This is a genomic window from Polaromonas sp. YR568 (genome assembly GCF_943369675.1).
Lineage (GTDB): Bacteria > Pseudomonadota > Gammaproteobacteria > Burkholderiales > Burkholderiaceae_C > Polaromonas.
The window spans coordinates 1-12,373 of record NZ_CALROB020000024.1 but is presented as its reverse complement, the minus strand read 5'-3'; the positions used below and the strand labels follow the sequence as shown (position 1 = coordinate 12,373).

14 protein-coding genes and 1 pseudogene are annotated in these 12,373 nt (G+C 63.6%); 12 read left to right on the top strand and 3 right to left on the bottom strand.

Annotation, left to right across the window (positions count from 1 at the left end; genetic code table 11):
• Nucleotides 1-16 precede the first annotated feature (16 nt).
• The 3 genes from ACLV8F_RS14360 (at nt 17) to ACLV8F_RS14350 (ending at nt 4,112) form a co-directional block, all read left to right on the top strand.
• A complete protein-coding gene (locus ACLV8F_RS14360) occupies nt 17-1,378 on the top strand; it encodes a tetratricopeptide repeat protein (protein ID WP_411884875.1) in 1,362 nt (453 codons plus the stop codon).
• 123 nt (nt 1,379-1,501) lie between these two features.
• Nucleotides 1,502-2,692: a Y-family DNA polymerase gene (locus ACLV8F_RS14355; protein WP_411884874.1), complete on the top strand. Its 1,191-nt coding sequence runs from the start codon at nt 1,502-1,504 to the stop codon at nt 2,690-2,692.
• 85 nt (nt 2,693-2,777) lie between these two features.
• A complete protein-coding gene (locus ACLV8F_RS14350) occupies nt 2,778-4,112 on the top strand; it encodes a DNA topoisomerase IB (protein ID WP_411884873.1) in 1,335 nt (444 codons plus the stop codon).
• Between the two features lie 9 nt (nt 4,113-4,121).
• Here ACLV8F_RS14350 and ACLV8F_RS14345 read toward each other — a convergent pair whose 3' ends face one another.
• Entirely contained in the window at nt 4,122-5,003 is an 882-nt protein-coding gene (locus ACLV8F_RS14345; protein WP_411884872.1) for a LysR family transcriptional regulator, read from the bottom strand.
• A 120-nt stretch (nt 5,004-5,123) separates the two neighbouring features.
• On the opposite strand from ACLV8F_RS14345, the gene ACLV8F_RS14340 reads away from it, so the two are divergent.
• From ACLV8F_RS14340 to ACLV8F_RS14325, 4 genes are all read left to right on the top strand, one after another.
• The gene (locus ACLV8F_RS14340; protein WP_411884871.1) at nt 5,124-5,810 is read left to right on the top strand and encodes a Bax inhibitor-1/YccA family protein; all 687 of its coding nucleotides are present in this window, start codon (nt 5,124-5,126) and stop codon (nt 5,808-5,810) included.
• Between the two features lie 17 nt (nt 5,811-5,827).
• The gene (locus tag ACLV8F_RS14335; protein WP_411884870.1) at nt 5,828-6,106 is read left to right on the top strand and encodes a zf-TFIIB domain-containing protein; all 279 of its coding nucleotides are present in this window, start codon (nt 5,828-5,830) and stop codon (nt 6,104-6,106) included.
• Nucleotides 6,107-6,161: 55 nt separating this feature from the next.
• Complete coding sequence (locus tag ACLV8F_RS14330; protein WP_411884869.1) at nt 6,162-6,599, top strand: ABC transporter substrate-binding protein; 438 nt, start codon at nt 6,162-6,164, stop codon at nt 6,597-6,599.
• 143 nt (nt 6,600-6,742) lie between these two features.
• Nucleotides 6,743-6,871 (top strand): hypothetical protein, encoded by a 129-nt coding sequence (locus ACLV8F_RS14325; protein ID WP_411884868.1) that lies wholly within the window; start codon nt 6,743-6,745, stop codon nt 6,869-6,871.
• 53 nt (nt 6,872-6,924) lie between these two features.
• Here ACLV8F_RS14325 and ACLV8F_RS14320 read toward each other — a convergent pair whose 3' ends face one another.
• A complete protein-coding gene (locus tag ACLV8F_RS14320; RefSeq protein WP_411884867.1) occupies nt 6,925-7,359 on the bottom strand; it encodes a c-type cytochrome in 435 nt (144 codons plus the stop codon).
• A 204-nt stretch (nt 7,360-7,563) separates the two neighbouring features.
• Between ACLV8F_RS14320 and ACLV8F_RS14315 the strand changes: the two genes are divergently transcribed.
• From ACLV8F_RS14315 to ACLV8F_RS14295, 5 genes are all read left to right on the top strand, one after another.
• Nucleotides 7,564-8,508 carry a DUF3034 family protein gene (locus ACLV8F_RS14315; protein WP_411884866.1) on the top strand — a complete coding sequence of 315 codons (945 nt, stop codon included), beginning with the start codon at nt 7,564-7,566 and terminating at the stop codon, nt 8,506-8,508.
• 41 nt (nt 8,509-8,549) lie between these two features.
• Complete coding sequence (locus tag ACLV8F_RS14310) at nt 8,550-9,011, top strand: group I truncated hemoglobin (RefSeq protein ID WP_411884865.1); 462 nt, start codon at nt 8,550-8,552, stop codon at nt 9,009-9,011.
• Nucleotides 9,008-9,676, top strand: coding sequence for a plastocyanin (locus ACLV8F_RS14305; protein ID WP_411884864.1), 669 nt, complete (start codon nt 9,008-9,010; stop codon nt 9,674-9,676). Before ACLV8F_RS14310 ends, ACLV8F_RS14305 begins: the two co-directional genes overlap by 4 nt.
• A 131-nt stretch (nt 9,677-9,807) precedes the next feature.
• Nucleotides 9,808-9,960, top strand: coding sequence for an acyltransferase family protein (locus tag ACLV8F_RS14300; RefSeq protein WP_411884863.1), 153 nt, complete (start codon nt 9,808-9,810; stop codon nt 9,958-9,960).
• Nucleotides 9,938-11,743: an acyltransferase family protein gene (locus ACLV8F_RS14295; protein ID WP_411884940.1), complete on the top strand. Its 1,806-nt coding sequence runs from the start codon at nt 9,938-9,940 to the stop codon at nt 11,741-11,743. The genes ACLV8F_RS14300 and ACLV8F_RS14295 overlap by 23 nt, the downstream gene beginning before the upstream one ends.
• 342 nt (nt 11,744-12,085) lie before the next feature.
• On the opposite strand, the pseudogene ACLV8F_RS14290 reads toward ACLV8F_RS14295, so the two are convergent.
• Nucleotides 12,086-12,373: pseudogene (locus tag ACLV8F_RS14290) on the bottom strand (hypothetical protein); the annotation flags it as partial.

Genomic DNA, 12,373 nt, shown 5'->3' with positions numbered 1-12,373 from the left:
CCGCAGACACCCTGACGTGACAAAACCGCTTTCAACCGCCCTCGCCGCACCGCTGCTGGCGGCCTTCCTATGCGGCCCCGTCGCATCACAGGCGCAGCAGCCCGCCAGAAAACCCGCCGAATCCCCCACGGCCATGCTTCGCGTCGTCTGCGACGGCGCGGCCAACAATGCCGAGGTCACAATCAACGGCGTGTTCAAGGGCGAATGTTCGGTCGACGTACCGGTCAGTGAAGGAACGCTCAAGCTCAAGGTCGTCAAGCCGGTGGATGCTTCGCGTGAGCGCGTCTTCGAGCAGGAAATACGCATGGCTGCGGGCACGGTCAAGCGCATTGAGGTGGAGCTCGGCCAGCCGCAGCTCACGGCCAGGGCCCGGCAGGAGCAGGAGCAGCGCGCCCGGGAAGAGGAGGCGCGCCTGAAGCAGCAGCAGGCGCTGGAAGCCCAGCGCGCCGCCGAAGAAAAAAGATTGGCCCTTGAGCGCGAGCAGAAGGCCGCCGCCGACAGGCAGGCCGCGCAGCAGGCGGAGTTGCAGGCCGCGGCGCTGGTCCAGGGCAAGGCCGAAGCGGGAGACGTGCCCAGCATGCTGCAGCTTGCCGCCAGGTTTGAAAAGAACCACGAGGCACGCAGCCAGGCGGAAGCCGCGAAGTGGTACCGCAAAGCCGCCGAGCTGGGCAGTGCCGAAGGCATGGGCGGCCTCGGTGATGTTTATGCCAACGGCCCAGGCGCCGACAAGGTGGCGGCGGAGCAATGGTGGCGCAAAGGCGCCGTAGCGGGCGACGCGCGAAGCATGTTCGGGCTGAGCACGCTGTATGCAATGGCCGAAGGCGGCCTGCGCGAAGACAAGAAGCTCGCGCAGGAATGGATCATGAAGTCCGTGGAAAAAGGCAATGCCCGGGCCATGGCCGAGTTGGGTTTCCACTACCAGTGGGGCTTTATCGGCTTGGCGAAGAGCAACCAGGAAGCGCAAAACTGGGCACAAAAGTCCGCCGCGCTGGGGGAACCGCAGGCGATGCTGAACCTGGGCTTTGCGTATCGCGAGGGCTCGATGGGGTTGCCCAAAGATGACGTGCTCGCCCTGCAATGGTTTCAGAAAGCGGCGGTGCTCGGTGACACCCGGGCGATGGTCATGATCGCGAGCTTCCATGCCGTGGGCCGTGGCGGGCTTGCGCCTGACAACGCCAATGCGCTCGCCTGGTACCAGAAGGCGGGCGCGCTGGGCGATGAAATCGCCTTGAACGCGGTGGGTGATTATTACGAGCGGGGTCTTGGCGTCACCAGGGATGACGCGCAGGCCCTGGCCTGGTACCGGAAGTCAGTCGCGCAGGGCCATGCCAAGGCAAAGGCTTCTGTCCAGCGCCTTGAAGCGCAGGGCGTTCGCTAGGGCGACAGCTCTCGCCATCCAGATCCTGCCCTATATCAGGGTCCCGCGAATTGCTATGCTTGCCGGGTGAGCGCCCCGCCCCTTTCCCCTGCCCCCAAAATCCGCCGCATTGCCCACCTCGACATGGACGCTTTTTTTGCGTCGGTCGAGTTGCTGCGCTATCCGCAGCTCAAGGGCCTGCCCGTGGTCATAGGCGGCGGCTGGCGCAAGGTCGATGAGGAATTGCGGGCAGCGCAGGGCGAACGCGCGTTGCGCTTCATCCCGGTTGAGAGTTTTCCGCTGCTGAAAGACTATGTGGGCCGCGGCGTGATCACCACGGCCACCTATGCCGCGCGGCAGTTCGGCGTGGGTTCGGCCATGGGCATGATGAAGGCCGCCAAGCTTTGCCCGCAGGCCATCGTGCTGCCGGTGGATTTTTCAGAAATCCGAAAATATTCGCAGCTCTTCAAGAGCACCATCACCGACATCGCGCCGCTGATGCAGGACCGCGGCGTGGACGAGGTCTACATCGACTTCACCGACGTGCCCGGCGGCCAGCGCGAGGGCGGGCGCGTGCTGGCGCGGCTGATCCAGAAGGAGATTTTTGAAAAGACCGGCCTGACCTGCTCGGTCGGCGTGGCGCCCAACAAGCTGCTGGCCAAGATGGCCAGCGAGTTCAACAAGCCCAACGGGATTTCCATCGTCTACGAATCGGACCTGCAGGAAAAGATCTGGCCGCTGCATGTGCGCAAAATCAACGGCATAGGCCCCAAGGCCGGCGAAAAGCTCGCCAAGCTGCACGTGCACACGATAGGCGAGCTGGCCGCGCAGGACCCCGGCTGGCTGGTGGACAACTTCGGCAAGGCCACGGGCGCCTGGATGCACGAAGCCGCCTGGGGCCGCGACGACCGCCCGGTGGTGACCGAGAGCGAGCCCGTCAGCATGAGCCGCGAAACCACCTTCGACCGCGACCTGCACGCGGTGCGCAACAAGGCCGAACTGGGCACCATCTTCACCGACCTGTGTGTGAGGCTGGGCGAAGACCTGCGGCGCAAGGGTTACGTCGCCAAAACCATAGGCATCAAGCTGCGTTACGACGACTTCAAGATCGCCACACGCGACCAGACTTCGGAGTCCTATACCGACGACGGTGCCACCATTCGCCGCCTGGCGGGCCAGTGCCTCAAGCGCGTGCCTCTGGACAAAAAACTACGCCTGCTGGGCGTGCGCGCGGCCACACTGGCGCGGGCTGATGAAGTGCCGCTGCCTGATGAGAAACGGGCCTCGAGCTCGCCTGAGAACGCCGAGCCGAACACCACCGACCAGTTGTTCTAGAAAACGCGCGGCACGACATGCGCCCGCCGCGCAAAGCGGCAGGGTCCTACAGCCCCGCCGGCTCGGGCTTCGCACAATGCAAGCCATGCTTTCAGGCCCAACGCCCTCTTCGTCAGAGACCATCAGCTCGCGCGTGTCCGCGCGCAGCGCAAAACCCTCCACCGCCAAAGCCGACGCGGCGCCGGACCTCAAAGGCACAGGCCTTGTGTATGTCAGCGACGACGCGCCCGGTTTCACACGGATCAAAAGCGGCGGCGGCTTTCGCTACCGCGACGTTTCGGGAAAACCAGTCAAGGACCCCGAGGAAATCCGCCGCATCAACAAGCTGGCGATTCCGCCGGCCTATACCCGTGTCTGGATTTGCCCGCGGCCCAACGGCCACCTGCAGGCCACCGGCTATGACGCGCGCGGCCGCAAGCAATACCGCTACCACGCAGACTGGCAGGCCTTGCGCGGCGACAGCAAATTCGAAAGGCTGCAGGCCTTCGGCGAGGCCTTGCCGCGCCTGCGCGCCCGCGTGGCGCGCGACCTGGCGCCGCAACGCAACAAGCCTGTCAGCCGCAGCCTGGTGCTGGCCACGCTGGTGCGCCTGCTGGACACCACTTTTGTGCGCGTCGGCAACGACGAGTACGCGCGCGAGAACGGCTCCTACGGCCTGACCACGCTGCGCAACCCGCATGCCGGCGTGCGCGGCAAAACCCTGCAGCTGCGCTTTCGCGGCAAAAGCGGCGTGATGCAGGACCTCAAAGTCGACGACCCGAAAGTGGCGGCCGTCGTGCGGCGCTGCCAGCAGTTGCCGGGCCAGTTGCTGTTCCAGTATGAAGATGAGGCCGGCGAGCTGCGCGCCGTGGGTTCGGGCGACGTCAACGACTACCTGGCGGAGATAACTGCTCCACCCACAAGAAGCAGACATGCGTCGACACAAGTTCCCCATCAAACAGGGGCCGCGGAACTGGCTTTGCCAGGCCGCAGGCGCAGCGGCCCCCTCGGGGGGCAGGACGCTACACGCAGTGAGCAACCGTGGGGGCAACATTTCACCGCCAAAGACTTCCGCACCTGGCACGGCACGGTGCAGGCGCTGGAACTCACGCGCCTGGCGTGCAACAGTAACGGCGCCGGCGATGCGGCATCCGCCAACAGCTACAGCGCCAAAGCGGTGTTGCAGGAAGTGGCGCGCCTGCTGGGCAACACACCGGCCGTCTGTAAAAAATCCTACATCCACCCCGCCGTGCTGGAGCTGGGCGGCCATCTGGCGCAAGACGCCCAGGCCATGGCCACGCTGTGGCCGCAGCTGGAATCAGGCAAAAAAATGCGCCGCCTCTACGCCGCCGAGCACCGGCTGCTGGCCTTGCTGGAGAGCCGGCGCCGCGCGCTGAAGGCCGGGAAAAAATCAGCGAAGAAACCGCGCGGCAAAGACTGAGCGCAAAGGTCAGCGTTGGGTGAGCAGGCTCTGCACCACCACGTGTTTGACTTTGCGCTCGGTGCTGATGGCATAGTAGTTTTCGTTCACGCCTTCGCAAGGTCCGAGCAGCCTGACCTGGTGGCGCTGCAGCAGGTCGTCCTGCACCGACAGCGCGGCGGGAAACACACCCAGGCCGCTGCCGCCGAAGGTCTCCAGCAAGGCGCTGTCCTCAAATTCACCGACCACCCGCGGGCGCAGCCCGTGCTGGATGAACCACTGGTCCAGGGGCCCGCGAACGATGGAATGCGTGGTGGGCAGCAGCACCGGCACCTTGCCGAGGGATGCCGGAAAATCCTTGCGCGCCGCCGCCCACCAGTGCCGCGACGCATACCAACCCATCCCTGAAGTGCCCAAAGGGTGGTTGTGCACCTTGAGGTGCGGGTTGAAGGGCGCGGGGTGGTCGGAAAGCACGACATCCAGCCTGTGCATGGCCAGGTCGGCCAGCAAGTCGGCCATTTCACCTTCATGGCAGACAAGCCTGAGGTCGGGCGTGCCCAGCACCGGCTGGAGCAGGCGCTGCACCACCAGCTTGGGCAGGCCGTCCGCAATACCCACCGTCAACCGGACCGATTTGGCCTGGGCGGCGCTGCGCGCCAGTTCGGGAAGCGCCTCGCCCAGCTGGAAGATGTGTTCCGCCTCCTGCAGCGCAACCACCCCGGCTTCGGTCAGCACCAGCCCGCGCCCGGCGGGCTTGAGCAACTGGCAGCCCAGGTCCCGCTCCAGCTCCCGGACTTGCGCACTCACGGTCTGGACCGCCATGCCCAGGCGCGCGGCGGCGTGCGACATACCGCCTTCTTTCGCCACCACCCAGAAGTAGTAGAGGTGCCGGTAGTTGAATGCGAGGCTCATGGTCAGATTTTACGGGATGGTTATTCATGCATTGTCTGCTTTTTTATTCAGCATTGAAGCCCTATTCTTTGGAGTCATTGCGTGCAGGACTCCTCCTTCCGCATTCCCGAAAGGCAAACCATGAACCGACCTCTTGTTGTTCCCTCTCCATCGTCCGCCGGCGGCTCCGGCTGGGCCGCCGGCATTGCACAGCACAAGGTGCTTCGCAATACCTATGCCTTGCTGTCCATGACATTGCTGTTCAGCGCCGCCATGGCCGCGCTGGGCGTCATGCTCAAACTGCCGGCTCCCGGATTCATCATTACTTTGGCCGGCTATTTCGGTTTGCTGTTCCTCATCCACAAGGTGCAGAACAGCGGATGGGCTGTCCCGGCGGTCTTCGCCCTCACCGGCTTCATGGGCTACACGCTGGGCCCCCTGTTATCGCTGCACCTGTCACTGCCGGGCGGCGCGCAGGCCATCACGCTGGCACTGGGCGCGACGGGCGTGACTTTCCTGGCCTTGTCGGGCTGGGTATTGGCAACGCGGCGCGACTTCAGTTTTATGGGCGGTTTCCTGTTCGCGGGCATGGTGATCGCGCTGCTGGCAGGCGTGGCTGCGATTTTCCTGCAGTTGCCCGCGCTGGCATTGGCGGTGTCGGCCATGGTGGCCTTGCTGTCGGCCGGAATGATCCTGTTCGAAACCAGCCGCATCGTGAACGGCGGTGAAACCAATTACGTCATGGCCACGGTGAGCCTCTTCGTTTCGCTGTTCAACCTGTTCACCAGCCTGCTGAGCCTTTTCGGCTTCGGCGGCAACAACGACTGATTTCAAGGAGAAACATCATGAAATGCCCTCATTGCAACGACGTCACCCTGGTCATGACGGAGCGCCAAGGCGTCGAAATCGATTACTGCCCCCAATGCCGCGGCGTGTGGCTGGACCGCGGCGAGCTGGACAAGCTCATCGCGCGCGACGCGGCTCCCGCGCCGGCAGCGCAGCAACCACAGCCGGTGTACCAGCAACCCGCACGCCGTCCCGATTTTGAGGATTCGGACTACCGCCACAACACGGGCTACGGCCGGCGCAAGCCCAAGTCGTGGCTCAGTGAAATTTTCGACTGAGACGCAAATCCAGCCGGGCCCATTCACTTTCATTCATTTTTATTCCAGGAATTCCATGAGCACTTCTTTTCTCACCTCAGCCGCCGCCGTGATCGCCGTGACCATCGCATCCATGGCCGCATCTTCGCTGGTACACGCCAAACGCATGGGCGGCGGAGGCCGGTCCATGCCTCCCGCCCGGACCAGCACTGCCCCGGCCGCTGCGCCAGCGGCCAAGGCCCCGGCCGCACCCGCACCCGCAGCCACCGCAACTCCGGCTGCGGCGGCCGCCCCCGCCGCCCGCGGCCCCGGCATGATGGGCACCATGGGTGCGGCCGCCGTGGGCGCCGTGGCGGGCTCCATGGCAGGCAATGCGCTGGCCGGCGGCTCCTCTTCAGACAAGGAAGCCAAGGCCAAAGAAGCGGAAAAAGCCGAGAAGGAAGCCCAGGAACTGCAGCACAAGGCCGACGAAGCCAAACGCAAGGCCGAAGCCGCCCGCGCGGCGACGAAGTAACAGGCACCGGCCTGCGGGCCAGCCTGCTTGCCCACCTGAGTTTCCCGCAGGCGCCCGAAGAGCGGGACACATGGCTTTCACGCTACGCGGCGTTCGCCATTTCTTCAGGCCTTGATCCCGCGGACGCGCGCAACGCGGCCACGATGATAGGTTCACGCCTGCCGCTGCTGGGCCCCGAGGAAGAGGAAGCCTTGCTGAAGGAGGCGGGCTTCACGCATGTGGGCGTGTTCTACACCGGCCTCGCATTCCGGGGTTGGGTCGCGCGCGCCTGACGTCAACACCCGGCACGGCCCCCGGGTATTCCGGACAACCGGCCAGAACCTGTTTATTTGAGCGTGCCGAGGTAAGCAATCAGGTCCGCCCGCTCCCGCGCGTCATCCACCTGGAAGCCCATGCGCTGGCCGGCCACCAGTTCTTCCGGGTCCTGCAACCACGCATTGAGGGTTTGCGGCGTCCAGCGCAGGCGCGAGCGCGCCAGCTCGTCCGAATACTTGTAGCCCGGCAGGCTGCCGACGCGCCGGCCCATCACGCCGCGGTGGGCCGGGCCTATCTTGTTGCCGTCTATGGCGTGGCAGGCGGTGCAGCGCTCCTGGTACAGCGCAGCGCCGCGCGCAACGTCGCCCGGCGGCGGGCTGGTCCATTCACGGGCCGGGGCGGGCTGTGCCTGGGCGGCCACACCCATCAAAACCAAAGCCAGGGCAATCACCGATCGCCTTGCGAGAAAAACCGGCCGGCGCACGGCCGGAGAAAAAGCGGGCATTCAGCTGTCCTGAAGTGAGGTGTGGGTGTCTGTACCAGATACGCCCGCAACCCCCGCCCGGATTCACTTTTTGGCATTCCACGCCTGTTTTTTCAAATAGTTGAATCCACTTGGCCCGCCCCTGCCGTACTGGAACTGATAAGTACACATCTTTTTACAAGTCACGCTTCCCACGCCTCCTTCCCAAAAAAACCAGGACCCACCATGCGCCATCCCATTTCCGATCCCATTCACCACCGCTTTCCCCTCTCGCTGGTCGCCGGCCTGCTGGCCCTGATGTGCGCCGGCGCCCAGGCCGACACCGGCAAGTTGCTGCTCACTGGCGGCGTCAGCAGCATTGAGGGCGCGGCCGGCGGCGGCCTGACGCCCTGGGCCGTGATCGGCAGCAATGCCACGGCGGACGAAATCGGCGGCTCCGCCTACCTGACAAACGCAGGCACGCGCGACTACGGCTTGAACATCTACGGTGCCGCAGTCGGTATCCACGACCGCTACGAGCTGTCCATCGCGCAGCAGGACTTCAACACGCGGGACACCGGCACGGCGCTGGGCCTGCCGGGACTGCACCTGAAGCAGACCATCGTGGGCGCCAAGGTGCGCGTGCTCGGCGATGCCGTGCTCGACAGCGACACGCTGGTGCCGCAGGTGGCGGTGGGCGTGCAGTACAAGACGCTGGGCTCGACCGGCCTGGACGGCACGCTGTCGGCCCTGGGCGCCAAACGCAAGGGTGTGGACGTGTATGTGAGCGCCACCAAACTCTTCCTGGGCCAGAGCCTGCTGGTCAATGCCACGCTGCGCGCGACCAAGGCCAACCAGAACGGCTTGCTGGGTTACGGCGCCACGCTGGGCGGCAATGAAAACCGCTACGGCCTGCAGCCGGAGTTTTCGGTGGCCTACCTGGTCAGCAAGAACATCGCCGTGGGCGCCGAATACCGCTTCATGCGCAACAAGCTGGAAAGCGCCGGCCGCGCGGCGGGCCTGGGCAACGGCCTGCGCTCGGAAGACTGGAAGGACATCTTCATCGCCTGGGCGCCGAACAAAAACGTCTCGCTGACCCTGGCCTATGTGGACCTGGGCGTGATCGTGCCCGCCACCACCGCCAGCCGCAAGCAGACCGGTTACTACCTGTCGGCCCAGGTCGCTTTCTGAACCCACTCCGAACCAGTACCCACATCACTCAAGGAATCCTCATGAAAAAAATAGCAACATGCCTGGCCTTCACGGCTTTCGGCCTGCTGTCGGCCGGCGCCTCCTTCGCGCAAACCCCAGCCCCAAAGGACCAGCTCTACAAGGCCTTCGGCGAAAAGCCCGGCCTGGTCGCGCTGATGGACGACTTCATGGTGCGCCTGCTGGACGACCCGCGCACCGGCCCGCACTTCAAGCCTGCCAACCAGCAACGCGTGAAGGAGCAACTGGTCGAGCAGCTTTGCGCGCTGAGCGGCGGCCCCTGCGTCTACAAGGGCGCGGACATGAAGAGTTCGCATGCCAACCTGGAGATCAGGAAATCCGACTTCCACGCACTGGTCGAGGTGCTGCAGGAAAGCATGGATGCCAAGGGCATTCCCTTTCGCAAGCAGAACGAAATGCTGGCGCTGCTCGCGCCCATGAACCGCGACATCATCACGCCGCCGGAAGGCGCGGCCAGGCCATGAAGGCCCTCGCGCAGGGCATGGCCCTTTCGGCGCTGCTGGCGTCCGGCATGGCGGCGCAGGCCGGCAACCTGGTGGTCTCAGTGCTCGACAAGGACGGCAAGCCGGTGCAGGACGCGGTGGTGGTGGTGACGCCGGCCAGCAAGGGCGCCGCGCCCAAAAACCCGCTACCCCTGCAAGCCACCATCAACCAGGAAAAGATGCAGTTCATCCCGGCGGTGACGGTGGTGCCCGTGGGCGCCAAAGTTCACTTCATCAACAACGACCCCTGGGACCACCACGTGCGCAGCTCGCCCGCGGGCATGGGCCAGTTCAGCGCGACGAACGCGGGTTTTGAATTGCGGCTGGAAGGCAAACCGGACGGCAAGCCCGGCAAGTCCGCCGACGTGACGCTGGACAAGGCCGGCGTGCTGGGCGCGACCCTGCTGGGCTGCTTTATTCACGGATCCATGCGCGGCTACATCTATGCCAGTGAATCGCCGTGGGCCGCCAAAACCAGCTCGGAAGGCATCGCGACCTTTGAAGACCTGCCTGAGGGCGCGGCGCAGGTGAAGGTCTGGCAGGCCGACCAGCTGATCGACATCGCGCCGCAGCAAGTCACGGTGGGCGCGGTGCTGGCCAAGAACGTGATGCAGCTGACAGTGGCGCCGCGGCGGCGCAGGTCCTGAGCGGGCCGCATGTGTCAATAAACAACGCCAAGCGCGTTGAGCTTCTTGCCCAAACATCAATCTGTTAATCTGGCCGCCCGATTGAACATCGGGACTGGCCTTACGATACCCCAGCAATCACAAAATTTCGTTTGACATACCGCCCCGACATCGATGGTTTGCGCACTCTGGCAGTCATTTCAGTCGTGCTGTTCCATGCCTTTCCGGGGCTGCTGCCGGGCGGTTTCGTGGGGGTCGACATCTTTTTTGTGATATCCGGCTATCTCATCCGGCATCATCATTGAATCCCAGGCGAAGGAAACCTTCAGCCTTGTTGACTTTTACTCCCGCCGCATCAAGCGGATATTTCCAGCGCTGATCCTGGTGATGGCCTGCTGCCTGCTGGCGGGCCGGTGGGTGCTTATGCCGGAGGAATATCGACGCCTGGGCCAGCACGCGCTGGCAGGGGCGGCCTATGTTTCAAATTTCCTGCTGCTGACCGAAGCAGGATATTTTGATTTTTCGTCCGAAAGCAAACCGTTCCTGCATCTGTGGTCGCTGAGCATTGAAGAGCAGTTTTACCTGGTCTGGCCTTTGGCCCTGATGCTGGCATCGCGCCAAAAATTCGACACGAAGAAATTGACCTTGCTGTTGCTCCTTGCCTCATTTTCCCTGAATGTGGCAATGGTCGAGAGATGGCCGACGATGACGTTCTTCAGCCCGGCTTCCCGCGCATGGGAATTGCTGGTCGGGGCATTTCTGGCCCACCTTCATCTGCAAAAGAAGGCTTGGGTGACCAGGAGCCCCGATCTTGTAGCGTTCTCCGGAGTCGTCCTGATTGCCTGGGCGCTGGTCGAGTCTTCCGCCGGAATGCCACTTCCGGGGTGGCGGGCAATTTTCCCGGTTATCGGAGCGGCTTGCCTCATCGTCAGCGGCAACGAAGCCTGGATCAACCGCCGCATACTGGCGGCAAGACCGCTTGTGTTCATCGGCTTGATCAGCTACCCGCTTTATCTTTGGCACTGGCCCTTGCTGTCGTTCGCCAGAATCGTGGAAGAGCGACCAGTCAGCGAAGAAATGCGATTGGCCATCATCGCTTTAAGCCTGGTGCTCGCCTGGGGTACGTATCGATTGATAGAACGGCCGGTCAGAAACGGGAAAACCTTGAAACTGATTGCCGGACTGGGTGCCGCCCTGGCAATCACAGGATTTACCGGCTTTAAGATCCATTCACACTCGGGTGTCCCGGAATCGGGTCCGACAAAATGGGAAAAAAAATGGGCGCCTACCCGTGAATGCCAGAAGGCATTCGGCGAAGAATCTTGGGATTTTTGTTCCATCTACGATTCGAACAAAAGACCCACGGTCATCCTGCTGGGCGACAGCAATGCAAACCATTTCTTTCCCGGGCTTTCCCTTGCCTATGCCAAGGATGGAGACAACTTGCTGAATCTTGGACACGGACTCTGCCCCCCGCTCCTGGACTTGGACGTCAGCGCCGGGAACACCAAGATGCCTTGCAACGCCGTCGCCGAAAAAGCCCTTGCACACGCAGTCAATGATCCGTCGATCAGGACCGTGGTGCTCTCCATGATGGGAGAAGGCTACGCCGAAGGCTATCGGTCCGCGACCCCCGTCAATCCCTTCTTCATCCGGGTATCCAGCATCGCCGATCCAGCCTTGAACACGAACCTCGCCGTCCTGGAACACTCGATGCGGATGACGCTGGCCCGCCTGTCGGCCACGAACAAAAAAATCGTGCTCCTGATCAGCGCACCGATGCTGGACTTTGATCCCCGCACTTGTGTGGCTTCCCGGCCCTGGCGTATTACGCCCCTCCAGTTGAAAACCCCGTGCGCAATGCCGCAGAGCGAGGCGAAAGCGCGGGGCGAATCATTTAATTTGATTGTCAATAAAGTTGCGCGGGAATTCCCCAGGGTCACGGTCGCCGATTCCGCGCAGGAGTTATGCGACGGCAACAGCTGCTGGGCATTGAGGGATGGAAAGCTGCTCTATCGCGATGCAGAACACCTGAGTGTTGATGGCGCAATGTACCTGTCGGAGCGCTTGATGCGCAAGCTCCAGTGAAAACTGGCCGGCTTGGTCCGGCGAAAGAACATGCATCCGCTGTTGCGCCCCGGCAATCCTTTCTCGTCCGGCTGGTGCATTTCACTGCTGATGCTTTTGCGCCCATCTTGGGTAGCGTGGCCCGGCCTTGGTCTTTCTTCGAACCACCTCCAGCGGCGCCGGTCCTGACAGGGGAATCGCCAGGAGCCTGGGCGGCAGAAGGCATCGAAGCGAAAAGCGAGCCCAGCGAGGACAGTTTTTGCCGGATTTGCAGGCCATAGCCCAGCTATGGGACAAAAAGCCGGTGAAAAATGGACCGCTGCGCTCGCTTTGCAGCCGATGTTCCTTCTGCCGCCCAGGCTCCTAGCCTCGGCTGTCTCCCTTGCGCGAATCCGGCTCCAGCGGTGCAATGTCCGAGTCGTAAACACGGTCGCCGATCTGCAGCGCCCGCCCTTTTTCCCAGGCGGCTTCAAAGGCCGCGAGTTCGTCCGCCGTGGCGCGTTCCCGGCGCCGTGCCGGCGGCTGCGGGCCGGCCGCGTCCTGGCCCGCGCGCAAGGTGGGCGGCCGGCTGGCCGAGAAGCCCTGGATCTGCTCATTGACCTGCCAGTACACGCCGCTGACCAGCAGGTGGTAACGCATGGCGGCATTTTT